The sequence below is a fragment of the Streptomyces sp. NPDC005898 genome (assembly GCF_040629635.1).
In the GTDB taxonomy this organism is placed as follows: Bacteria; Actinomycetota; Actinomycetes; order Streptomycetales; family Streptomycetaceae; genus Streptomyces.
Genome location: NZ_JBEXWC010000011.1, coordinates 129798 through 151280, shown reverse-complemented (window position 1 = coordinate 151280; position 21483 = coordinate 129798). Strand labels below are relative to the sequence as shown.

Below are 21483 nucleotides of genomic sequence, written 5' to 3'. Positions count from 1 at the left end.
GCATACTTCTCTCTCCGAGGGGCGACAGCTCCTTAACCTCCAGGGGGAGACTTGCACAGACAAGTGAAGAGAGCGGGCGGGGCCACCGTCGCCGCGGCGGCGGCCGTGGCACTGGCGGCGGGCATGACCAGCCCGGCCACCGCGGCGCCGACGCCGGGCGGGCCCGCCTACCAGGCCCGGGGCGCGAGCGCCGGGGCCGGCACCCGCCTCACGCTGATCACCGGCGACCGGGCCGTCCTGGACGCCGAGGGCCGCGTGGTCGGACTCGACCGGGCCAAGGGGCGCGAGCACATCCCCGTACAGGTCCGGCGCAGTGGCGGACACACGCTGCTGATACCCGCCGACGCGCGCCGCCTGATAGCCGACGGCCGGATCGACCAGCGGCTGTTCGACGTCACCGAGCTGAACAAGAAGCGCAACCGCGCGGCCCAGAAGAAGGGCCTGAAGGTCATCGTCGGCTACCGGGGAGCCGCGACCGGCGCCCGGGCCGAGGTGCGCTCCGCCGGTGACACCACGGTCCGCAGGACCCTGAAGTCGCTGAACGCCGACGCGCTCACCACGCCCCGGCGGGACGCCGCCGACCTGTGGGCCGCGCTCACCAGCGGCAAGGGCGACACCCGTACCGCCGCCGCCGGTGTCCGCCACGTGTGGCTGGACGGCGTCCGCAAGGCGAGCCTGGACAAGAGCGTCAAGCAGATCGGCGCCGACAAGGCCTGGGCCGCCGGGTTCGACGGCAAGGGCGTGAAGATCGCCGTCCTGGACACGGGTATCGACACCACTCATCAGGATCTCGCGGGCCAGGTGGTCGCCGAGAAGAACTTCACGCCCTCGCCGGACGCCAAGGACCGCTACGGCCACGGCACGCACGTCGCGTCCACCGCGGCCGGCACGGGCGCCAAGTCGGGCGGCAGGTTCAAGGGCGTGGCGCCCGGCGCCAAGCTCCTGAACGGCAAGGTCCTCGGCGACGACGGCTACGGCGAGGACTCCGGCGTCATCGCCGCCATGGACTGGGCGGCGGCCGAGGGCGCCGACATCGTCAACCTCAGCCTCGGTGGCGGCGACACCCCGGGCGTCGACCCGCTCGAAGCGCAGGTCGACAAGCTCTCCGCGGACAAGGGCATCCTGTTCGCGATCGCCGCCGGCAACGACGGCGCCCCCGGCTCCGTCGGCTCGCCCGGCAGCGCGGACTCCGCGCTCACCGTCGGCGCGGTCGACGGCGACGACAAGTTGGCGGACTTCTCCAGCCAGGGCCCGCGCCTCGGCGACGGCGCCATCAAGCCGGACGTGACGGCTCCGGGCGTGGACATCACCGCGGCCGCCGCGTCGGGCAGCGTCCTCGACAAGGAGGTCGGCCAGCAGCCCGAGGGCTATCTGACGATCTCCGGTACGTCGATGGCGACCCCGCACGTCGCGGGCGCCGCCGCCCTGCTGAAGCAGCAGCACCCCGACTGGAAGTACGCCGAGCTGAAGGGCGCCCTGACGGCGTCCACGAAGGGCGGCAAGTACACGCCGTTCCAGCAGGGTTCGGGCCGTATCGCCGTCGACAGGGCCATCAAGCAGAGCGTGTTCGCCGAGCCGGTGTCGGTCGGCTTCGGCACGCAGCGGTGGCCGCACGCCGACGACAAGTCGGTCACCAAGAAGGTGACGTACAGGAACGTCGGCAAGAAGGACGTCACCCTCGACGTCACGGTCTCCGGCACCGACCCCAAGGGCCGCCCGGCCCCGTCCGGCTTCTTCGCCCTCGGCGCGAAGAAGGTGACCGTCCCCGCGGGCGGCACGGCCGCGGTCGACCTGACCGCCGACCCCAAGCGGGGCGCCGCCCTGGACGGCACGTACTCCGCGTACGTCGTCGCGACCGGCGACGGGCAGTCCGTGCGGACGGCCGCCGTGGTGGACAACGAGGTCGAGTCCTACGACCTGACGCTGAAGCTGATCGGCCGCGACGGCGCTCCGGCCAAGGACTACGACGTCGACCTCGAAGGCGTCAGCGGGCTCGCCAAGGACAAGTCGTACGACCCGTTCGACGCGTCGGGCACCATCAAGGTGCGCGTGCCCAAGGGCGGTTACATCCTGAACTCCGGGATGACCGTGGACCCGGCGGACTTCGCCAAGGGCGCCGACTGGATCGCCCAGCCCAAGCTGAGCATCACCAGGAACACCACGGTGACGCTGGACGCGCGGACGACGAAGCCGGTGGACGTCACGGTGCCGGCGGCGGGCGCGAAGATGCAGTTCGCGGCGCCGGACTTCAACATCGAGACCGCGGAGGCGGGTTACGGCTTCGGCTGGTTCCTCGACTCGTACGCGAACTTCCGCACCGCCCATCTCGGCCCGCAGATCACCGACGGTTCGCTGTTCCAGCAGTGGGACGGGCACTGGACCCAGGGTGAGGACACCGAGTACGACGTCGTCACCGGCGGCAAGGTCAAACAGCTCGCGACCGGGTACACCCGGCACTTCAAGGCGAACGAGCTGGCCAAGGTGACGGCGCGCCTCGGCGCGTCGTCCAGCGGCAAGAAGGGCGCGCTCAATGCCATGGGCGCCATCCCGGGCAGCTCGAGCGGCTCGTCGATCGGCATTCCCCGGCCGCTGCCCACCACGCGGACGCTCTACCTGTCCACCGCGGACAAGGTGAAGTGGGGCATGACGATGGAGCAGCACGCCGGGCTCGACGCCGACGGCTGGCCCATCGTCGACGCGGGTTACACGCTCGGTGCCGCGCAGACCTTCAAGGCCGGCCAGAGCTACGAGAAGACGTTCAACACGGCCGTGTTCGGGCCGCGGATCGGTGGCGACCTCGGTGTCTTCCGCCAGGGCAACGAGATCTTCGGCTCCCTGCCGCTGTTCGCGGACGGGGCCAACCACGTGGGCTCGTCGCTCTACACGTCCGCGAAGACGACGCTGTACCGCAACGGCACCAAGGTCGGGGAGAACGAGGACCCGCTGGTCGGCGCGCAGCCGTTCAAGGTGCCCGCGGGTGATGCTGCGTACGAGCTGAAGACGTCCGTGAAGCGCTCCGTGAAGGTGGCGGCCGCCACCACGCGGGTCGACGCGAGCTTCAAGTTCCGCTCCAAGAAGGTGGAGGGCGCGAGCCTGCCCGTCTCCACGGCGCGGTTCAGCCCGGCGGTCGACCTGCGCAGCAGGGCGGAGGCCGGCAGGACCCAGTCCGTGCCGGTCACGCTCCAGGGCGCGGCGGCGGGCTCGAACCTCAAGTCCCTCTACGTCTACGTGTCCTACGACTACGGCCAGACGTGGAAGGAAGTGAAGGTCAGGTCCGGGAAGGTCAGCGTGAAGAACCCCGCGAAGGGCGAGGGGATCTCCTTCCACGCCAAGATCACGGACAAGAAGGGGAACAAGTCGACGGTGTCGATCCTCAACGCGTACTACGGCAAGTGATCTTGCCCCGTTGACGCGTCGACCCCGGTCGGCGCGGTTCCCGCGGCGCGGCGCCGACGGAACCGGCGATCACGTATCGCCGGTATCCGTCGGCGCCGTTTCGTGCCGGCTCAGCTTCCGCTGCCGTACGGCTTGGTGATGATCTCCAGGCGGTGGCCGTTCGGGTCGTCCCAGTAGACGCCCCGGCCGCCGTCCTTGGTGTTGATCTCGCCCGGGTGGTGGCCGTGCGGGTCGGCCGCGTAGGGCAGGCCCCGCTCCTTGACGCGCCCGAAGATCGCGTCGAACTCGTCCTCGGACACCAGGAAGGCGTAGTGGTGCGGGGTGATCGGGCCGCCGTCGCTCTCGTAGAAGTCGAGGGTGACTCCGCCGGGGATCTCCACCGGCAGGAACGGGCCGAACTGCGGGCCCACTTCGAGGCCCAGGATGTCGGCGAGGAACCGTGCCGACGCCTTCTTGTCCATGGCCGGGACGATCGTGTGGTTCAACTCGATGGACATCGTGTGACCTCCTCGTGTGCCGGAAACCCGCGTGCTCCCGCGCGGACGCGGACCCCGCGCGGACACGGCCCACGCTAGGCCGGGGCACCCGGCGCCCGTATCGGTCACGGGTCCCGGTTCCGCCGCGCCCAGCGGACCAGGTCCCGCGACCGAGGCGTCTTCAGGCCACGCGGCCGTCAGGCCACGAGGGTCGTCAGGCCACGGGGGTCGTCAGGCCACGGAGGCCGTCAGATCGTCGCCGCGTCGATCACGAAGCGGTAGCGGACATCGCTGGCCAGGACCCGCTCGTACGCCTCGTTGATCTGGTCGGCGCGGATCAGCTCGATCTCCGAGCCGAGGCCGTGCTCGGCGCAGAAGTCCAGCATCTCCTGGGTCTCCCGGATGCCGCCGATCATGGAGCCGGCGAGGGTCTTGCCGCCGCCGATGACGGAGAACAGGTTGAGGGAGACCGGCTCCTCCGGGGCGCCGACGTTCACGAAGGCACCCTCCGGGCGCAGCAGCCCCAGGTACTTGTCCAGCGGCAGCGGCGCGGAGACGGTGGACAGGATCATGTCGAACGACCCCGCGAGCCGCTCGAAGGTGGCGTCGTCGCTGGTCGCGTAGTAGTGGTCGGCGCCCAGCCGCTCGCCGTCGGCCTTCTTGCGCAGGGACTGCGAGAGGACGGTCACCTCGGCGCCCATCGCGTGCGCGATCTTGACGGCCATGTGGCCGAGCCCGCCGAGGCCCACCACGGCGATCTTCTTGCCGGGGCCCGCCTCCCAGCGCCTGAGCGGGGAGTACGTGGTGATGCCGGCGCACAGCAGCGGCGCGGCGACGTCCAGGGAGAGGCCGTCGGGGATGCGCAGGGTGAACGCCTCGGCCACGACGATGTGCGTGGAGTAGCCGCCGTAGGTCGGCTCGCCGTTCTTGTCCAGCGCGTTGTACGTCTGGACGTTGCCCTTGGCGCAGTACTGCTCCAGGCCCGCCCGGCAGTTCTCGCACTCGCGGCAGGAGTCGACCATGCAGCCGACACCGACGCGGTCGCCGACGGCGAACCTGGTGACCCCGGGGCCGACCTCGGCGACGACGCCGGCGATCTCGTGGCCGGGCACCATCGGGAAGATGCCCTCGCCCCAGCCGTCCCGGGCCTGGTGGATGTCCGAGTGGCAGATACCGGCGTACTTGATGTCGATCAGGACGTCGAACTCGCCGACGGCGCGGCGCGGCACGGTGGTGCGCTCCAGGGGGGCGTCGGGGGCGGGGGCGGCGTAGGCGGAAACGGTGGTGATCTGCTCAGTCATACCTATGACACTGCCCTTGACCTGCGACATCACCCAGCCACCCGTTCTGCCTACGTCCAGCGGTCCTACTACTGACGGGGTCAGGCTCCTGGGCCTACGACCGGCGACACGCGCTCACGGCCTGGGACAATGGAAGGCATGGACGACAACCCCGAGGCCACCGCCGGGCACCCCCGGGGCGCCGAGGCCGTGTCCCTGGACGGCCGCGCCGAGCTGAGCGAGTTCCTGCGCACCCGCAGGGCGCGGCTCCAGCCGCAGGACGTCGGGCTGCCCAGCTTCGGGCGGCACCGCAGGGTGCCGGGGCTGCGCCGCGAGGAGCTGGCGCAGCTCGCGGGGGTGTCCGTCGCTTACTACACGCGCCTGGAGCAGGGCAACGGCCGCAATGTCTCGGGCGAGGTGCTCGACGCCATCGCGCGCGCCCTGCGGCTCAGCGACGCCGAGCACGCGCACCTCACGCGGCTCGCGAAGCCGAAGGCGGCGAAGAAGAAGCGGGCCACCCGCCAGCAGTATCTGCGGCCCGCGCTGAGCCGGCTCCTGGACTCCCTGGACGGCGTGCCCGCGTACGTCGTGGGGCGCAGGACGGACATCCTCGGCTGGAACACGCTGGCCGCGGCGCTCTTCGGCGACTGGGGCGAGCTGGCGCCGAAGGACCGTAACTGGGCGCGGATCTGTTTCCTGGACGTACGTTCGCGGGAGCTGTTCGTGGACTGGGAGCACAAGGCGTCCGACATCGTGAGCTTCCTGCGCATGGACGCGGGCTGCTATCCCGACGACCCGCAGCTGTCCGCCCTCGTCGGTGAACTCTCCGTGAAGAGCGAGGAGTTCAGGAACCTGTGGGCCACGCACGACGTGCGGGAGAAGGGCCACGGCGTCAAGCGGATGCGGCACGCGCTGGTGGGCGAGCTGACACTGGCGTACGAGACGCTGCGGCTGCCGGACGACTGCGACCAGTCCCTGGTCATGTACCACGCGGAGCCGGACTCGGCGTCGGCGCAGGGCCTGCGGCTGCTGGCCAGTTGGGGCCGGGACGCGACGTCGGTGGGCTCGGCGGCGAAGTAGCGCCGGGCCCGACGCGGCGCGGTCGGCGGGATTTCGCGGGTGGCGGAACACCCCGCGCGACCCGCCGGGCCGTTGGCTCCTAGGCTGGGAGGATGAGCAGCCAGGAGCGGCGGAAGCCGAACGAAGCCCGTGTGATCCCCCTGCGACCGGTCGAGGAGCGCCCCAAGGAACCTCTCTGGCGGGACGTCGTGGGTGACGTCCTGCGCCGTGAGCGCCTGGCGCAGGAGCGCACGCTCAAGGACGTGGCCGACGCCGCGCAGATCTCCATGCCCTACCTCTCCGAGCTGGAGCGCGGCCGCAAGGAAGGCTCCTCCGAGGTCCTCGCGGCCGCCGCCCACGCCCTGGGCCTCGGCCTCTCCGACCTCCTCTCCCTGGCCCACCGCCAACTGACCGCCCTCCCCACCGCGAGGCCGTCCAGGACGTCCTCCTGGGGCGAGGTGCGACTGGCCGCGTAGCGCCTGCCGGTTTTCCTGCGGCGGGCCTACTGGTCCGCCGCCTCCGGTGCGGGGGCGACGCCCGTGGGGCAGGACGCTCCCCAGTTGGTCTCGAACGGGTCCTCCAGGCGGACGCCCGTGCCGCCGATGCCGCAGTAGCCGTCGGGGTTCTTGTCCAGGTACTGCTGGTGGTACGGCTCGGCCGGCCAGAACGGCTTGTGGTCGGCGGGGAGCACCGTCGTCGTGATCGTGCCGTGGCCCGCGGCGGTGAGGACCCGCTGGTAGGCCTCCAGGGACGCCTTGGCGCCCGCCTCCTGCTCGGCGGAGTGGGTGTAGATCGCCGAGCGGTACTGCGTGCCGACGTCGTTGCCCTGGCGGAAGCCCTGCGTGGGGTTGTGCGACTCCCAGAACAGCTTCAGGAGCGCCGCGTACGACACGTGCGTGGGGTCGAACACGACGCGGACCGCCTCCGTGTGGCCCGTCAGACCGGAGCAGACCTCTTCGTAGGAGGGGTTCTCGGTGTAGCCGCCCTGGTAGCCGACGTACGTCGTCCAGACGCCCTCCGTCTGCCAGAACTTGCGCTCCGCGCCCCAGAAGCAGCCGAGCGCGAAGTCCGCGACCTCCAGGCCCTCGGGGTAGGGGCCCAGCAGCGCGTTGCCGAGGACCGTGTGGCGGGAGGGGACCTCGAATTCCGGGGTCGCCCGGCCCTTCAGGGCCTGCTCGGGGGTGGGGAGCTCGGGCGTGCGGCCGAAGATCATGGGGGTCTCTCCTCGTACGGGACCTGACAGGGGTGCGGGGACGCATCAAGGGAACGTGCGGGCGGCCCCCGGCATTCCTCGGGGTCAGTGCGGCAGCGTCGCCGGGCTGCCGCCGTTCGCCTCGTAGCCCGCCACCGCCAGCGCGCGGTACACCGCGTAGCTCTCGGCGGGGTCGGAGGTGAGCGTCCAGGGCAGGGCGCCGACGTGGCCGTCCACGTGCACCAGCTGGTTCATCGCCTCCGCCCAGCGCTCGCAGCGGACCAGGAAGAACACCAGGAGATGGCGGACGTGCGCCAGCATCGGGTCGTCCGGGCGCGCGGCGTGCACCGCGAAGAGGGCGCCCTCCAGGGCCTTGGTGACGACCTCGCTCTCGTAGAAGCCGCGGACCAGATTGACCTCGGGCATGTGCTCGTAGACGGCGAAGAGCGGGAGCGCCGCGAGCAGGGAGGCCCGGGGGGCACGCGCGGCGGCGGCCTCCGCGAAGGCGTACGCCAGCTCGCGCGAGCCGTGCCACTTCTCGCACCAGTAGTGCAGCGCCGACAGATGCGCCCCCATATGCGCGGGCGCGCGGTCCAGGATCTTCAGCCACAGCTGCTCGAACTCCGCGCGCGGATAGGCGAGGCCACGCGCGATGGACAGCTCGATGATGTACGGGATGGGGTCGCCCGGGGCGAGCAGCGCCGCCTGCGCGCACGCCTCCTTGGCCTCCTCCAGGATGATCCGGAACTCGTCGGTGCCCCGCACCGCCGTCCGCCACGCCTGCTGCACCAGGAACTCCGCGTGCACCGCGGCGCCCCCCGCGTCCTTGGGCGCCTCGGCCCGCCACACCCGCAGCCACTGGCCGCCGGGGGTGTCGCTCACGCCGCCGGGCCGGTGCTGGAGCTCCAGGGAGGCCGCCCCCGCGAAGGCCTGCACCCGCTGCCAGCGCAGCTCGCCGTGCGTCTCCGTGCCCGCGAGCAACTGCGAGGCGGCCTTCCACTCCTGCGTGCGCTGCACGAGGTCGAGGACCTGGACGAGGTCGGCGTCCGGGCCGGGCATGCGGATGTCCAGCTCCTCCTGACGCGCGAAGCCGTAGTCCGCCGGGTCGGCGGCGTCCGGGGAGCCCGGCTCCACCTGCCTGATTCCGCCGCGCCTGCGCAGCAGCACGGGCCCGAGGACCGCACCGATCATGATCACCGCGAACAGGAACCAGAGAATCTCCATGGCACAAGCGAACCAGACGGGTCCGACAATTGGCCAACCTGCCGGGACGTAACCGCACCGACCGGACCTCCCGGCGTACCTCCCGGCGGACGTTCCGGTGGATGGTCCGGCGGCCGTCCCCGCCGGATGTCCGACGGACGCCCCCACCGAAGGGCGACCCCCGTGCCCGGGCCGCCAAAGGTCCCTCCCGCGCATTACGCTCAGGCCGCATGAGTGACTTGCACAGCACGCCCACCGCCCCGAGCTTCGAGACCGTGGCGATCCACGCGGGCAACACGGCCGACCCCCTCACCGGCGCCGTCGTCCCGCCCATCTACCAGGTGTCGACCTACAAGCAGGACGGCGTCGGCGGCCTGCGCGGCGGCTACGAGTACAGCCGCAGCGCCAACCCGACGCGGACCGCCCTGGAGGAGAACCTGGCCGCACTGGAGGGCGGCCGCCGCGGACTCGCCTTCGCCTCCGGCCTGGCCGCCGAGGACTGCCTCCTGCGCGCGCTGCTCTCCCCCGGGGACCACGTCGTCATCCCGAACGACGCCTACGGCGGCACGTTCCGCCTCTTCGCCAAGGTCGTCTCGCGCTGGGGCGTCGAGTGGTCCGTGGCCGACACCTCCGACCCGGAGGCCGTGCGGGCCGCGCTGACCGACCGTACGAAGGTCATCTGGGTGGAGACCCCCTCCAACCCGCTGCTCGGCATCACCGACATCCCCGCGGTCGCGCAGATCGCCCGGGACGCCGGCGCGCGCCTCGTCGTCGACAACACCTTCGCCAGCCCCTACCTCCAGCAGCCGCTCGCGCTCGGCGCGGACGTGATCGTGCACTCCATGACGAAGTACATGGGCGGTCACTCGGACGTCGTCGGCGGCGCCCTCGTGGTCGACGACGACGCGCTGGGCGAGGAGCTGGCGTACCACCAGAACGCGATGGGCGCCGTCGCCGGGCCCTTCGACGCCTGGCTGGTGCTGCGCGGCATCAAGACCCTCGCGGTGCGCATGGACCGGCACAGCGAGAACGCCACCAAGGTCACCGAGATGCTGACCCGGCACCCGCGCGTGACGCAGGTCCTCTACCCGGGCCTTCCGGAGCACCCCGGTCACGAGATCGCCGCCAAGCAGATGAAGGCGTTCGGCGGCATGGTGTCGTTCCGCGTCGAGGGCGGCGAGGAGGCGGCCGTCGAGGTCTGCAACCGCGCCAAGCTCTTCACGCTCGGGGAGTCCCTCGGCGGCGTCGAGTCCCTGATCGAGCACCCGGGCCGCATGACCCACGCCTCGGTCGCCGGCTCGGCCCTGGAGGTCCCGGCGGACCTGGTGCGCCTGTCGGTGGGCATCGAGTCGGCCGACGACCTGCTGGCGGACCTCCAGCAGGCCCTCGGCACCGGCCGGTAGGCCACCGGTCACCAGCGGGTGAGCGGCGGGGTCGTGTCGGCCGGCGGCGGCGCCCACGGCTGGGCCACGGACGCCCACACGGCGAACGCGACGGCACCGGCCAGCAGGACGAGCCACAGCAGGCGCCGCACGACCCTGCGCCGCCGCAGCATCCGCCCGCCCCGCCGCACCGCCTGCGCGCACAGCTCGGGCGGGACCGGCGGCGGCGCGCCCTCCAGGAGGCGCCGCACAGCGCTCTCCTTGCGCTCGTACCGGCTCATGAGGGCGCGGCCCCGCTCAGCTCCGGGGCGGGCCCGCGGGGCGGGTGCAGGGTCCTCGCGATCGCGCGGGCGCAGGTGACCCGGACCCGCTCGGTGGTCAGCCCGAGCAGTGCCGCCGTCTGCTCCTCGGCCACCCCCTCGTACATCCGCAGCACGAGAATCAGCCGTTCCTGGGGGCCGAGCCGCTCCAGTACGCCGCCGTGGCCGCGGTGGTGGCGCCAGGCGCCCCGCACGAAGCGCAGGGCGACCTGCCGGCGCGCGCGGTCGTAGGGGTCCTCGCCGCGCGGGCGGTCCCACGTGGCGTACGTGTGCGCGAGGGCGCCGGTCAGCAGGGCACGCGCGCGTGGGTTGTCGTCGGGGCGTTCGGCGGTGAGCAGCGTCGCGGCATGCAGGAGTCTGCCTGCCGCGCCCGCGACGAACGCCTCGAACTCCCGGGCCCGGCGGGCGTCCTGGAGCGCCTGCCGTCCTCGCACCGCGCCTCCCGGTCACAGGGAAGAGGGCAACCCCCGGCGAGGGAGTGTCCCGGTCTCATATGAGGCCAGGCGCGGGGCCGGGGTCAAGACTCCGGAGTGGCCGAAACCTCCGCGCCGGGCGCCGCGTGGGACATCTGGCGCGCTGAGAGGGCGCCATTGAAGCGGGTGAGGAGCGCGCAGAAGCTCTCCCGCTCCTCCGGGGCCCAGTCCTGCGTCAGCTCGGCCATCAGCTCGCGCCGCGAGGAGCGCACCTCGTCCAGCCTGGCCTGGCCGCGCGGCGACAGCTGGAGCACGACGGCACGGCCGTCCTCCGGGTGCGAGGTGCGCTTGACGAGCCCGGTGTCGACCAGCGGGGCGACCTGCCGGGTGACCGTCGAGGAGTCGATCCCCATGCTCGCGGCCAGCGCCTTGACGCCCATTGGGCCTTCCTTGTCGAGGCGGTTGAGCAGCAGATACGCGGCGCGGTCCATGGAGTTGCGGACCTGGCCTACGCCGCCGAGGCGGGTCTGCTCGGCACGGCGGGCGAAGACCGCCACCTGGTGCTGCAGGCTGTCGAGAAGACCGGGTTCGCTGGCGGTCGTCATGTCCGGAGTTGTGGGCATGGCCGGGGGCTCACTTCATGCGAGGGCGGTGGGTTGGGGGACAGGGTACGCGGACACGGCGCGGACCGTACCTGCGCTGCGCAAACCTACGTCCGGAACGGTCTCGACCCTTGGTCACCGCGGGAGGCCCCGGGCGACGGCTGCCAGACTTGCCGACATGAGTCACCGCTTGCCCCAGTCCCTGCCGACGGTCACCCTCGATGACGTGCACGGCGCGCGGAAGATGCTCTCCGGAGTCGCCCGGATGACGGCGATGGAGGGCAGCCGGCACTTGACGCGGCTGGTGGGCGCCCCGGTGCACCTCAAGTGCGAGAACCTCCAGAGGACCGGTTCGTTCAAGCTGCGCGGGGCGTACGTGCGCATCGCCGGACTGCTCCCCGAGGAGCGCGCGGCCGGAGTCGTCGCCGCCAGCGCGGGCAACCACGCCCAGGGAGTGGCCCTCGCGTCCTCGCTGCTCGGTGTGCGCTCCACGGTGTTCATGCCGGTCGGGGCGCCGCTGCCCAAGACCGCGGCGACCAGGGACTACGGCGCCGAGGTGCGCCTGCACGGCCAGGTCGTCGACGAGACGCTGGCCGCCGCGCAGGAGTACGCGCGCGCGACGGGCGCGGTGTTCATCCACCCCTTCGACCACCCCGACATCGTCGCGGGGCAGGGCACGGTCGGCCTGGAGATCCTGGAGCAGTGCCCCGAGGTGCGCACCGTCGTCGTCGGCGTCGGAGGCGGCGGTCTCGCGGCCGGTCTCGCGGTGGCCGTCAAGGCGCTGCGCCCGGACGTGCGGGTGGTCGGCGTGCAGGCGGCGGGCGCCGCGTCCTACCCGCCCTCGCTCGCCGCCGGGCACCCGGTGTCGATGTCCCACCCCGCGACCATGGCCGACGGCATCAAGGTCGGACGCCCCGGGGACGTGCCGTTCCGGCTGATCGCGGACCTGGTCGACGACATCGTGACGGTCTCCGAGGACGAGCTGTCCAGCGCCTTGCTGCTCTGCCTGGAGCGCGCCAAGATGGTCGTGGAGCCGGCCGGCGCCAGTCCGGTCGCGGCCCTGCTGAGCCGGCCGGAGTCGTTCGAGGGCCCGGTGGTCGCGCTGCTCTCGGGCGGCAACGTGGACCCGCTCCTGATGCAGCGCATCCTGCGCCAGGGCATGGCGGCGGCGGGCCGCTACCTCTCGCTGCGGCTGCGCCTGACCGACCACCCCGGCGCTCTGGCCACGCTCCTCGGCGTGCTGACTGTGATGGATGCCAACGTCCTGGACGTGAGCCACGTACGCACCGATCCGCGCCTGCGTCTGACGGAGGCGGAGGTGGAGCTGCACCTGGAGACGAAGGGCCCCGAGCACTGCGCGGAGGTCGGTTCGGCGCTCCGGGAGGCCGGTTACACGATCATCGGCTGAGCCCCGGGCTGGGCCGGCCGTCACCGCCCGGCGGGGAGAGGGCGGGGGAGAAGGCGAAGGCGGGGGTGAACTTTCGGGAAAACAGCTGCGGATTCGCGATGTATCGCGTTATGGTGTGTCTCACGTCACTGATCGCCGGGCGCGAGGTGTCCGGCAAATCTAAGCTTTTCCCCAGGAAGTCACCCACACCACTGGGAGAACCCACATGCCAGGCGCCATCTATGCCGAAGGTCTGGTGAAGACGTTCGGCGACGTAAGGGCACTGGACGGCGTCGATCTGGATGTCCCGGAAGGCACCGTGCTCGGACTCCTCGGGCCGAACGGCGCGGGGAAGACCACCGCGGTCCGCTGCCTGACGACGCTTCTGACACCCGACAGCGGCAAGGCCGTCGTCGCGGGGATCGACGTCCTCAAGCATCCGAACGAGGTGCGCAGGTCCATCGGCCTGTCCGGCCAGTTCGCCGCCGTGGACGAGTATCTGACGGGCCGTGAGAACCTCCAGATGGTGGGCCGGCTCTATCAGATGAAGGCCAAGGAGGCCAAGGCGCGGGCGGCCGAGCTGCTCGACCGTTTCCACCTCGCCGACGCCGCCGACCGCCCCTCGAAGACGTACTCCGGCGGTATGCGCCGCCGCCTGGACCTGGCCGCCGCGCTCGTCGTCTCACCGCCCGTGATGTTCATGGACGAGCCCACCACCGGCCTCGACCCGCGCAACCGCCAGCAGCTCTGGGAGGTCATCCAGGAACTCGTCGCGGGCGGTACGACGCTGCTGCTGACCACCCAGTACCTCGAAGAGGCCGACCACCTCGCGCACGACATCTGCGTCGTCGACCACGGCCGCGTCATCGCCCGCGGCACCTCCGACGAGCTCAAGGCCAGGACCGGCGGCGAGCGCGTCGAGGTCGTGGTGCACGAGCGCGAGCGCATGGCGGACGCTTCCGAGGTCCTGCGCGGCTTCGGCAAGGGCGAGGTGACCGTCGCCGAGCACACGCGCAAACTGACCGTGCCCGTCACGGGTGGCGCCAAGCTGCTCGCCGAGGTCATCCGCGAGCTGGACGTCCGGGGCGTCGAGATAGACGACATCGGTCTGCGCCGCCCCACCCTGGACGACGTCTTCATCTCCCTCACCGGCCATGTCGCGGAGGGCGCCGAGAACACCCAGAACACGGAGGACGGCTCATGAGCACCGTCACCGACGCCGTGCGCACACCGGGCCCCCGGCCCGCGGGGGGCATCGGCCAGTCCGTCAGGGACTCCCTGGTCCTGGCCAAGCGGAACCTGATCCGCATGTCCCGAATCCCGGAAATGATCCTTTTCGGGCTCATCCAGCCGGTCATGTTCGTGGTGCTGTTCAGCTACGTCTTCGGCGGCTCCATGAAGATCGGCACCAGCACCGACCCGTCCGTCTACCGCAACTTCCTGATGGCGGGCATCTTCGCGCAGACCGTCACCTTCGCCACCGCGGGCGCCGGCGCGGGCATCGCCGATGACATGCACAAGGGCCTCGTCGACCGCTTCCGATCGCTGCCCATGGCGCGCGGCGCGGTCCTCACCGGCCGCACCATCGCCGACCTCGTGCAGACCGCACTGACACTGCTGGTCCTCGCGGTCGTGGCGCTGCTCGTCGGCTGGCGCGCCCACGAGGGGATCGCGAAGGCGCTCGGCGCGTTCGGGCTGCTGCTCCTGCTCGGCTACGCCTTCACCTGGGTCGGCGCGCTCATCGGCCTGACCGTGCGCACCCCGGAGGCGGCCACCTCGGGCGGCCTGATCTGGCTCTTCCCGGTCACATTCATCTCGAACGCGTTCGTGGACTCCCGCCAGATGACGCCGTGGCTGCGCCATGTCGCCGACTGGAACCCCTTCAGCGCGACCGTCCAGGCCTGCCGCGAACTGTTCGGCAACCCGGGCGTCTCGACGTCCACGGCCTGGCCCATGCAGCACCCGGTCTGGGCCTCGGCGCTCTACTCGATCCTGATCATCCTGCTCTTCCGCACGCTGGCGGTCCGCAAGTACCGCTCGGCGACGGCCTGACGGCCTGACGGGCGGCGCCGGACGACGAGAGCCCCCGTCACGGATATGGACGGGGGCTCTTGCTTTGGGCGTATGGGGTCAGCGCGTGGTGCCGCCCACAGCGCCCACGAAGACGTTCCACGCGGTGTCGGAGATCGCCAGAGCGGGGCCTTCGGGGTTCTTGCTGTCCCGGACGGGGACGATGCCGCGCGAGGCGACCAGATTGACGGCGACCTCAACGCACTGGCCGCCGTTGTTGCTGTACGAAGACGTGAACCACTGCGGATTGTCGGTCACGAGGTGCCCCTTCGAAGTTCTTCGATGAAGACGTTCCACGCGGTGTCGGAGAGGGCGAGGGCCGGGCCTTCGGGGTTCTTGCTGTCCCGGACGGGAACGATGCCTGTCAGTCCTCCAGCGACCTCCACACAGTTGGCGTCGCCGCCGTTGCTGTAGCTGCTCTTACGCCATACGGCGGCGGAGAGGTTGGGTGTGCCGTTCATGTTGCGCGGTCCTCCATGACTTCCTTGATGAACTCCACCGACGCAGGCGGGGAGAGCGCCAGGTCTCTAAGCCGATCGTAGGACAGTCGATGTGCAGCGACTTCGCGTGAGTCCTCGATAAGCTCCCCAGACTTGTTGCCTTCTAGGTAGGCAACAGCGCTTCCCTTCGCGTCCCAGAGCAGCGAGAGAGACCCGCCCATCAGGTCGTGCACCCCGGCTGCAAACGGAAGTACTTGGATCACTATGTGCGGCTGCTCTGCCGACAACAGCAGATGAGCGAGCTGGCCCGCCCAGATCTTGCGATCCCTTGGGGCACGACGGAGAGCCGACTCATCAAGAATGACGCGCAGGTGCGGAGGAGGGTCGCGGCGTAGCAGGTGTTGCCGTCCGATCCGCAGTGCTACTTGTTCTTCGATCTCGTCTGGATCACACATGACAGGATCCGTCGAGAGCTGCAACCACGCGTAGTCCTCTGTCTGGAGCAGTCCAGGGATCGAGCACATGAACTTGTGAATGATCGAGGCCTTGGCTTCACAAGCCATGAAGTCTTTGTACTGCTCCTTGAAAGCTTCCTGCCGGGCCAGCTTCCAAAGCCCGACCAGGAGCCCGTGGGTCTTGTAAACGACTTCCAGCGCTTCGATCACCTGGATCGATGGGAGGCGCTCCCCGGTCTCGGCCCGGTGCAGGTACGTCCGGTCATACGTAGTGTCCTCGTGTAGCTGCGCCAGGGACTTACCTGAACGAGCGCGGAGGTTCCGTAATTCCCGGGCGAGCACATGGCGCGCAGACTCGTCATTTCCTCGCTCCTCCGGCCGTCGTCTCGGCATGCCGCTCCCATCCTGTTGTCCCCTCCAACTGGGCAACAATGCAGCTCTGTTCAGGCTACCGGCGCAGGGTCCACGGTGGGACACAGAACGTGACGTAGACGCAGACACCAGAGGACCGCTGATGGACTCCACCCGCACGCATCCCACCCTGTTCGCCATCAGCGAGGACGCGAACGTGGCCCAGGCGACCCTGGAAGCGCTGAGAAAGGTGCTCCTCGACGGCGGTACCCCCCTGCCGGAAATTCGCGTGGACTGGTTGAGCGAGGAGCCCCGCATCGTGCTGGGGTCGGTCAACCTGGCGGAGGCGCACACCCTGTGCCGACGGCTGAGCGAAACTTATGTTCCGCCGCAGGTGCGGAAGTTCGCGCCGGACGAGGAGATCTGGGACTCGGGGCGCGGGGTGTTCGCCAGGGTGATCAGCTGCCACGGCGACACACTCCGCATCCAGGACAGGGACGGGCGTAGCCGTGACGTGCCGGCGGGCCGGTGCGCACCGGCACATGCCGCTGCGGTGCACGCCGCGCCCAGCGGCACCGTCCCCACGACGGTGGACGGGGACAGCGTCCAGGAGGGCGACTACATCTGGGTGGCCGGGGCGTACCGCCGGGTCGAGGCCAAACGACCGGGCACATCCCTGGGCGGACGGGTGCTCACCCTCACGGACCACGGCCTGTGGGTCATCACGGGCCCCAGGACAGCGCACCGCCCGGTGGTACCGGTCTCATGAGTCACCCGAGGCCCCTGTGAACGGCCGCCGGGTGGCCGTGGCGGGCACCGCCCTGATCCTGGCCGCCATCGGGTTCTTCATCGCGGCTGTCTCCATGCGATGAGGCAGGCAGCCAACGAACGGCTCACGCGCCCGCGCCCGGCCAACCGCTGCGGTGACGCGTGGCGGAAAGCGGGTTCTATCCCTCGTGGCTCCATGGCAGAGCCAGCACCCACGCCAAGGTTTCCCTCCTTCCTTGATGCCGGCGCTGATCCCGGTTCGACTCCGGGCGAGGGAACTCATGCCCCAACTGTGAGAGGAAGTCGCGTGACAGTCATCCTTGACTCCCCGACCAACACCCTCAAAACCCTGGCGCTGGAGATCACTGGGAAGTGCCAGAACCAGTGCGGAACCTTTTGCTACGCAAAATCGGGGCCGCAGGGCAGCCACGGCACGATGACGCCGGCCGACTGGTACGCGGTGATCGACCAAGCCGCCGCTGCGGGTGTGAAGCTGATCCAGTACATCGGAGGGGAGGCGACACTTCACCCCTACCTTCCACAACTTGTCGAGCGAACTCTTGCTCGGACCATCCGCGTTGAGGTCTTCTCGAACCTCGTGCACGTCCGCCCGGCAATGTGGAGGGTCTTCTCGCTTCCTGGCGTGAGTCTCGCAACGAGCTATTACAGCGACACTGAGGCGGAGCACGAGGCACTCACAGGAGGCCGAGGTTCCTACAAACGGACCAAGGGCAACATCATCGAAGCACTGCGGCGCGGCATCCCGCTTCGGGTGTCGCTGGTGCACGTTCTCGAGGGGCAGCGGGTCGACGGTGCTAGGGCAGAGCTGCGTGCCCTTGGTGTCACCGGGGAAATCCGGTACGACCGCGTCAGGGCCATCGGCAAGGGCGACCCCGCAGGCGTCGATTTCCACGACCCCAAGGAGCTGTGCGGCAACTGCGGGGACAACCGGGCAGCCGTTCACCCCGATGGCGAGGTGACGCCGTGCGTCATGTCCCGCTGGATGGTCGCCGGCAATGTGAAGGAACAGCCCCTCACCGAGATCGTGCGCGGCTCCGAGTGGGCAGCGCACACAGCCGTTGTTCCACGGCGGAACAGCGGTGCGTGTGTCCCTGACTCCTGCACCCCCAAGGAAGATTCCTGCCAGCCCTCTCCGGGGGCCGACGATTTCACCACAGTGACCGCGTGCAATCCGGACCAGGATGGTTCGGACTGCTCTCCTGCGGAGACTGAAGCCTGTAACCCCGCCTATGACTGAGAGGGCGCTCATGGAGTGGACGACTTGCGCCGCTCGACTCGCCGAAGAAGTCGCTCATCCGGTTTCACGCTGGCGGGAGGCGTTGGCGACCACGCCACGTCACCTCTTCGTCCCCCGTTGGTGGAAGGCCGATGAGGGGCGTTGGTGGCTGCAGGACGGCCCTCAGGATCCGGAGGCGTGGATGGCTGCGGCGTACTCCAACCGCACCCTTGTGACCCGAGTGGGAGAGGTGCACGCCGATCAGGCGAAGGAGGAACAGGCTGACGGTCTTCCGACGTCCTCCTCGACGCTGCCGTCCCTGGTGGTCCAGATGTACCGCCACGCAATGATGGCGGACGACTCGGACATCCTTGTGACGGCAGGAACGGGTTATGGAACGGCCCTGGCCTGTGCACGCCTTGGCTCTGAGCACGTGACGAGCGTGGACGTAGATCCCTACCTCGTGGCAGCAGCGGCCGACCGACTGCACGACATCGGTCATCACCCTCAGACGGCCGTCTGCGACATCACGGGGCCTCTTCCCGGCACGTTCGACCGCATCATCGCCACGGTGTCCACGAGGGGCGTTCCGGCTCCCTGGCTGAGGGCCCTTCGCCCTGGTGGAAGGCTCGTGACGACCCTGGCCGGCACCTGGCTCATCGTCACAGCGGACAAACAAGAGGACGGCAGCGCCATTGGCCGCGTGGAAGCGGACCGGGCGAGCTTCATGACGACACGCCAGGGCGCCGACTACCCACCCAACACGGGCCCTGCATTCAAGGAGGTGTCCCATTTGGAGGGGGAGGAGGTCTCCATGGGCCGCTTCCCCGTCTTGAATGTCCCTGAGTCCTATGACGTGTGGTCGATGCTCGAACTGACCGTGCCAGGGATCCAGCACTACTTCTCGCACGATGCCGACCGGGGGCGAAAGGCGTGGATGATCCATCCGGACGGCTCCTGGGCTCGCGCTGAGGGCGTTTGGAAGGAATTCCCCACGGTGCATCAAGGCGGACCCAGGCGCCTCTACGACGATCTGGAGCGCATTCGGCTCCGACTCAACATGGAGGGAGCCCTCCCGCTGACGCACGCCCGGGTGGAGATCAGTCCGGAGGGCGTCTGCACGATCAGTCGAGGAGCTTGGAGAGCGGAGATCGAGTGAGCGCTCCGAGGTCTCCGTGGAGGACGTAGGCGTCCTTTGGCGAGGACCGAGACCGGCTGCCCGGGCGGGGGCCGGACACAGCACGGGCCCCCGTACCTGACCGAGGTGCGGGGGCCCGTGTCCTGTCTGCTGCTCGGCTCTGCGGTGCGGCTCAGGCCTGGTACGGCTTGGCTTCCAGGATCTTGACGGCGGCGCGCTTGCCGTTCGGCAGTTCGTACTGCGCGTTCTCGCCGACCTTCTTGCCGTTCACCCCGCTGCCCAGGGGGGACTGCGGCGAGTACGTCTCGATCTCGTCGCTCGCGTACTCCCGGGAGGCGAGCAGGAACGTCAGGGTGTCGTCCTCGTCGCCGTCGAAGGCGATGGTCACGACCATGCCGGGCGCCACCACACCGTCGGCGGCCGGGGCCTCGCCGACCTTGGCGGTCTCCAGGAGCTGGGTCAGCTGGCGGACGCGGAGCTCCTGCTTGCCCTGCTCCTCCTTCGCCGCGTGGTACCCGCCGTTCTCGCGCAGGTCCCCCTCCTCGCGTGCTGCCGCGATCTTGGCCGCGATCTCGGTGCGCGCGGGACCAGACAGGTACTCCAGCTCGGCCTTGAGCTGGTTGTACGCCTCCTGGGTCAGCCAGGTGACGTTCTCGCTGGTCTGGGTCACAGGTGCTCCTCGTAGGTACTGGGAATACAAAGCATCGCCCTACCCAGAAGCATGTTCCTTCACGGGTGGGCGAAACCACGAGCCTAACAATTCAGGCGCTCCATGGGGAGGACATAACCCCCCAGAAATGCGTCCACGCAGGTGAGCGACCCAAACCCCGGTCTGTCAGTCGGAGTGGCAGCCCAGCAGCTCGACGCTGGTCGCCTTCTGGGTCGTACGCAGCGTGACGACCTTGTCGATACGGCCCCGGTGCTGGTCGAAGCGGAAGTCGGCGCGGCCGACCTCGGTGCCGGACTCGGCCTGTGAGCGCAGGGTGCAGTAGCCCTTGGCGTCGGCGTCCTTGCGCACCTCCAGGTGCGCCTCGACGGTCGTGGCCGAGACGACATCGAACTTGATGACCTCGGCGCTGAGCTTCGTACCGTTGATGTAGTCGTAGCCGAACCAGCCGATGACGCCGAGCAGGACGACGCCGAGCACGGAGCCGACGATCTTCAGCTTGCGGTCGGCGGCCTCGTCGGCCGTGCGCGAGCGGCCGTACCGGCCTTGGGGGAGCCCCTCGGCCGGGCCCTCGGCCGAACCTTCGGCAGGGACCTCGGAAGGGCCCTCGGAAGGCTTCGAACCCACCGCCGCCATGATCGTCCTCCAGGAACAGGGGATGCCGGAATTTTCCGCCCCCCGGTTCCGTCACTATAGAAGCCGGTCGTTGCGCCGGATCACCGAGGGCGCCCAAAAACTTGAGGATCGAGTCTTGACTGAGCAGCTTCGATTGATGGCCGTGCACGCCCACCCCGACGACGAGTCGAGCAAGGGCGCGGCCACCATGGCCAAGTACGTGTCCGAGGGGGTGGACGTGCTCGTCGTGACCTGTACGGGCGGGGAGCGCGGCGACATCCTCAACCCGAAGCTCCAGGGTGACACCTACATCCAGGAGCACATCCACGAGGTGCGCAAGAAGGAGATGGACGAGGCGCGCGAGATCCTCGGCGTCAAGCAGGAGTGGCTCGGCTTCGTCGACTCGGGGCTGCCCGAGGGCGACCCGCTGCCGCCGCTGCCCGAGGGCTGCTTCGCGCTGGAGGACGTCGACAAGGCCGCCGGCGAGCTGGTGCGCCAGATCCGCTCCTTCCGTCCGCAGGTCATCACGACGTACGACGAGAACGGCGGGTATCCGCACCCCGACCACATCATGACCCACAAGATCACGATGGTGGCGTTCGACGGCGCGGCCGACCCGGAGAAGTACCCGGAGAGCGAGTACGGCCCGGCCTTCCAGCCGCAGAAGCTCTACTACAACCAGGGCTTCAACCGCCCGCGCACCGAGGCGCTGCACCAGGCGATGCTCGACCGCGGCCTGGAGTCGCCGTACGGGGACTGGCTCAAGCGGTGGGACGAGTTCGAGCGCGTCGAGCGCACGCTGACCACGCACGTGCCGTGCGCCGAGTTCTACGAGATCCGCGACAAGGCGCTGATCGCGCACGCCACGCAGATCGACCCCGACGGCGGCTGGTTCCGCGTCCCGATGGAACTCCAGAAGGAGGTCTGGCCCACGGAGGAGTACGAGCTGGCGAAGTCGCTCGTCGATACGTCCCTCCCCGAGGACGACCTCTTTGCGGGCATCCGCGACAATGCCTAGCGTGAACGCACATC

General features: G+C 69.9%; 23 protein-coding genes. 11 read left to right on the top strand and 12 right to left on the bottom strand.

Annotation, left to right across the window (positions count from 1 at the left end; genetic code table 11):
• The first annotated feature begins 63 nt into the window (after positions 1-63).
• Positions 64-3396 carry a S8 family serine peptidase gene (locus ABZ385_RS17415; RefSeq protein ID WP_358912103.1) on the top strand — a complete coding sequence of 1111 codons (3333 nt, stop codon included), beginning with the start codon at positions 64-66 and terminating at the stop codon, positions 3394-3396.
• A gap of 110 nt (positions 3397-3506) precedes the next feature.
• On the opposite strand, the gene ABZ385_RS17410 is transcribed toward ABZ385_RS17415, so the two are convergent.
• Both ABZ385_RS17410 and ABZ385_RS17405 read right to left on the bottom strand, forming a co-directional pair.
• Complete coding sequence (locus tag ABZ385_RS17410; RefSeq protein ID WP_358696934.1) at positions 3507-3893, bottom strand: VOC family protein; 387 nt, start codon at positions 3891-3893, stop codon at positions 3507-3509.
• Between the two features lie 227 nt (positions 3894-4120).
• Entirely contained in the window at positions 4121-5173 is a 1053-nt protein-coding gene (locus ABZ385_RS17405; protein ID WP_358584705.1) for an NAD(P)-dependent alcohol dehydrogenase, read from the bottom strand.
• Positions 5174-5311: 138 nt separating this feature from the next.
• Between ABZ385_RS17405 and ABZ385_RS17400 the strand changes: the two genes are divergently transcribed.
• Both ABZ385_RS17400 and ABZ385_RS17395 read left to right on the top strand, forming a co-directional pair.
• A complete protein-coding gene (locus ABZ385_RS17400; RefSeq protein WP_358912032.1) occupies positions 5312-6232 on the top strand; it encodes a helix-turn-helix transcriptional regulator in 921 nt (306 codons plus the stop codon).
• 92 nt (positions 6233-6324) lie between these two features.
• Entirely contained in the window at positions 6325-6687 is a 363-nt protein-coding gene (locus tag ABZ385_RS17395) for a helix-turn-helix transcriptional regulator (protein ID WP_358584709.1), read from the top strand.
• Between the two features lie 26 nt (positions 6688-6713).
• Here the strand turns inward: ABZ385_RS17395 and msrA are convergent, their stop codons facing one another.
• On the bottom strand, positions 6714-7424 hold the full coding sequence (gene msrA / locus ABZ385_RS17390; protein WP_358696935.1) for a peptide-methionine (S)-S-oxide reductase MsrA: 711 nt from the start codon (positions 7422-7424) through the stop codon (positions 6714-6716).
• Positions 7425-7508: 84 nt separating this feature from the next.
• Positions 7509-8627, bottom strand: coding sequence for a hypothetical protein (locus tag ABZ385_RS17385; protein ID WP_358912030.1), 1119 nt, complete (start codon positions 8625-8627; stop codon positions 7509-7511).
• Between the two features lie 209 nt (positions 8628-8836).
• On the opposite strand from ABZ385_RS17385, the gene ABZ385_RS17380 reads away from it, so the two are divergent.
• On the top strand, positions 8837-10009 hold the full coding sequence (locus ABZ385_RS17380) for a cystathionine gamma-synthase (RefSeq protein ID WP_358584715.1): 1173 nt from the start codon (positions 8837-8839) through the stop codon (positions 10007-10009).
• An 8-nt stretch (positions 10010-10017) separates the two neighbouring features.
• Here ABZ385_RS17380 and ABZ385_RS17375 read toward each other — a convergent pair whose 3' ends face one another.
• The 3 genes from ABZ385_RS17375 to ABZ385_RS17365 form a co-directional block, all read right to left on the bottom strand.
• Positions 10018-10269 (bottom strand): hypothetical protein, encoded by a 252-nt coding sequence (locus ABZ385_RS17375; RefSeq protein ID WP_358912028.1) that lies wholly within the window; start codon positions 10267-10269, stop codon positions 10018-10020.
• Positions 10266-10742, bottom strand: a complete 477-nt coding sequence (locus ABZ385_RS17370; RefSeq protein WP_358584718.1) for a sigma factor-like helix-turn-helix DNA-binding protein — start codon at positions 10740-10742, stop codon at positions 10266-10268. Before ABZ385_RS17370 ends, ABZ385_RS17375 begins: the two co-directional genes overlap by 4 nt.
• A gap of 83 nt (positions 10743-10825) precedes the next feature.
• Complete coding sequence (locus ABZ385_RS17365) at positions 10826-11344, bottom strand: MarR family transcriptional regulator (RefSeq protein WP_358584720.1); 519 nt, start codon at positions 11342-11344, stop codon at positions 10826-10828.
• Positions 11345-11501: 157 nt separating this feature from the next.
• Between ABZ385_RS17365 and ilvA the strand changes: the two genes are divergently transcribed.
• The 3 genes from ilvA (at position 11502) to ABZ385_RS17350 (ending at position 14762) form a co-directional block, all read left to right on the top strand.
• Complete coding sequence (gene ilvA / locus ABZ385_RS17360) at positions 11502-12731, top strand: threonine ammonia-lyase (protein ID WP_358696904.1); 1230 nt, start codon at positions 11502-11504, stop codon at positions 12729-12731.
• 205 nt (positions 12732-12936) lie between these two features.
• Entirely contained in the window at positions 12937-13914 is a 978-nt protein-coding gene (locus ABZ385_RS17355; RefSeq protein ID WP_358584724.1) for an ATP-binding cassette domain-containing protein, read from the top strand.
• The gene (locus ABZ385_RS17350; protein ID WP_358584726.1) at positions 13911-14762 is read left to right on the top strand and encodes an ABC transporter permease; all 852 of its coding nucleotides are present in this window, start codon (positions 13911-13913) and stop codon (positions 14760-14762) included. Before ABZ385_RS17355 ends, ABZ385_RS17350 begins: the two co-directional genes overlap by 4 nt.
• 78 nt (positions 14763-14840) lie before the next feature.
• On the opposite strand, the gene ABZ385_RS17345 is transcribed toward ABZ385_RS17350, so the two are convergent.
• From ABZ385_RS17345 to ABZ385_RS17335, 3 genes are read right to left on the bottom strand one after another with little or no spacing between them, the layout of a single operon-like run.
• Positions 14841-15038, bottom strand: coding sequence for a DUF397 domain-containing protein (locus ABZ385_RS17345; RefSeq protein ID WP_358584727.1), 198 nt, complete (start codon positions 15036-15038; stop codon positions 14841-14843).
• A complete protein-coding gene (locus ABZ385_RS17340; RefSeq protein WP_358696900.1) occupies positions 15035-15241 on the bottom strand; it encodes a DUF397 domain-containing protein in 207 nt (68 codons plus the stop codon). The genes ABZ385_RS17345 and ABZ385_RS17340 overlap by 4 nt, the downstream gene beginning before the upstream one ends.
• Positions 15238-16017, bottom strand: coding sequence for a helix-turn-helix transcriptional regulator (locus ABZ385_RS17335; RefSeq protein ID WP_358912101.1), 780 nt, complete (start codon positions 16015-16017; stop codon positions 15238-15240). The genes ABZ385_RS17340 and ABZ385_RS17335 overlap by 4 nt, the downstream gene beginning before the upstream one ends.
• Before the next feature lie 172 nt (positions 16018-16189).
• Between ABZ385_RS17335 and ABZ385_RS17330 the strand changes: the two genes are divergently transcribed.
• The 3 genes from ABZ385_RS17330 (at position 16190) to ABZ385_RS17320 (ending at position 19190) form a co-directional block, all read left to right on the top strand.
• The gene (locus ABZ385_RS17330; RefSeq protein WP_358912026.1) at positions 16190-16795 is read left to right on the top strand and encodes a hypothetical protein; all 606 of its coding nucleotides are present in this window, start codon (positions 16190-16192) and stop codon (positions 16793-16795) included.
• Positions 16796-17101: 306 nt separating this feature from the next.
• Positions 17102-18052, top strand: coding sequence for a radical SAM protein (locus ABZ385_RS17325; protein ID WP_358912024.1), 951 nt, complete (start codon positions 17102-17104; stop codon positions 18050-18052).
• 10 nt (positions 18053-18062) lie between these two features.
• Entirely contained in the window at positions 18063-19190 is a 1128-nt protein-coding gene (locus ABZ385_RS17320; protein ID WP_358912022.1) for a methyltransferase domain-containing protein, read from the top strand.
• A gap of 151 nt (positions 19191-19341) precedes the next feature.
• Here the strand turns inward: ABZ385_RS17320 and greA are convergent, their stop codons facing one another.
• Positions 19342-19839: a transcription elongation factor GreA gene (greA, locus tag ABZ385_RS17315; protein WP_358912021.1), complete on the bottom strand. Its 498-nt coding sequence runs from the start codon at positions 19837-19839 to the stop codon at positions 19342-19344.
• A gap of 165 nt (positions 19840-20004) precedes the next feature.
• Entirely contained in the window at positions 20005-20463 is a 459-nt protein-coding gene (locus tag ABZ385_RS17310; protein WP_358696892.1) for a DUF4307 domain-containing protein, read from the bottom strand.
• A gap of 124 nt (positions 20464-20587) precedes the next feature.
• On the opposite strand from ABZ385_RS17310, the gene mca reads away from it, so the two are divergent.
• Positions 20588-21469 (top strand): mycothiol conjugate amidase Mca, encoded by an 882-nt coding sequence (mca, locus tag ABZ385_RS17305; protein ID WP_358584739.1) that lies wholly within the window; start codon positions 20588-20590, stop codon positions 21467-21469.
• Positions 21470-21483 lie beyond the last annotated feature (14 nt).

What these genes read in the sequence shown, in the direction of transcription:
- ABZ385_RS17410 (WP_358696934.1), bottom strand. Translation starts at nt 3,893, where the DNA reads ATGTCCATCGAGTTGAACCACACGATCGTCCCGGCCATGGACAAGAAG.
- msrA (WP_358696935.1), bottom strand. Translation starts at nt 7,424, where the DNA reads ATGATCTTCGGCCGCACGCCCGAGCTCCCCACCCCCGAGCAGGCCCTG.
- ABZ385_RS17320 (WP_358912022.1), top strand. Translation starts at nt 18,063, where the DNA reads ATGGAGTGGACGACTTGCGCCGCTCGACTCGCCGAAGAAGTCGCTCAT.
- ABZ385_RS17330 (WP_358912026.1), top strand. Translation starts at nt 16,190, where the DNA reads ATGGACTCCACCCGCACGCATCCCACCCTGTTCGCCATCAGCGAGGAC.
- ABZ385_RS17385 (WP_358912030.1), bottom strand. Translation starts at nt 8,627, where the DNA reads ATGGAGATTCTCTGGTTCCTGTTCGCGGTGATCATGATCGGTGCGGTC.
- ABZ385_RS17350 (WP_358584726.1), top strand. Translation starts at nt 13,911, where the DNA reads ATGAGCACCGTCACCGACGCCGTGCGCACACCGGGCCCCCGGCCCGCG.
- ABZ385_RS17365 (WP_358584720.1), bottom strand. Translation starts at nt 11,344, where the DNA reads ATGCCCACAACTCCGGACATGACGACCGCCAGCGAACCCGGTCTTCTC.
- ABZ385_RS17380 (WP_358584715.1), top strand. Translation starts at nt 8,837, where the DNA reads ATGAGTGACTTGCACAGCACGCCCACCGCCCCGAGCTTCGAGACCGTG.
- ABZ385_RS17375 (WP_358912028.1), bottom strand. Translation starts at nt 10,269, where the DNA reads ATGAGCCGGTACGAGCGCAAGGAGAGCGCTGTGCGGCGCCTCCTGGAG.
- ABZ385_RS17355 (WP_358584724.1), top strand. Translation starts at nt 12,937, where the DNA reads ATGCCAGGCGCCATCTATGCCGAAGGTCTGGTGAAGACGTTCGGCGAC.
- ABZ385_RS17405 (WP_358584705.1), bottom strand. Translation starts at nt 5,173, where the DNA reads ATGACTGAGCAGATCACCACCGTTTCCGCCTACGCCGCCCCCGCCCCC.
- ABZ385_RS17400 (WP_358912032.1), top strand. Translation starts at nt 5,312, where the DNA reads ATGGACGACAACCCCGAGGCCACCGCCGGGCACCCCCGGGGCGCCGAG.
- ilvA (WP_358696904.1), top strand. Translation starts at nt 11,502, where the DNA reads ATGAGTCACCGCTTGCCCCAGTCCCTGCCGACGGTCACCCTCGATGAC.
- ABZ385_RS17340 (WP_358696900.1), bottom strand. Translation starts at nt 15,241, where the DNA reads ATGAACGGCACACCCAACCTCTCCGCCGCCGTATGGCGTAAGAGCAGC.
- ABZ385_RS17395 (WP_358584709.1), top strand. Translation starts at nt 6,325, where the DNA reads ATGAGCAGCCAGGAGCGGCGGAAGCCGAACGAAGCCCGTGTGATCCCC.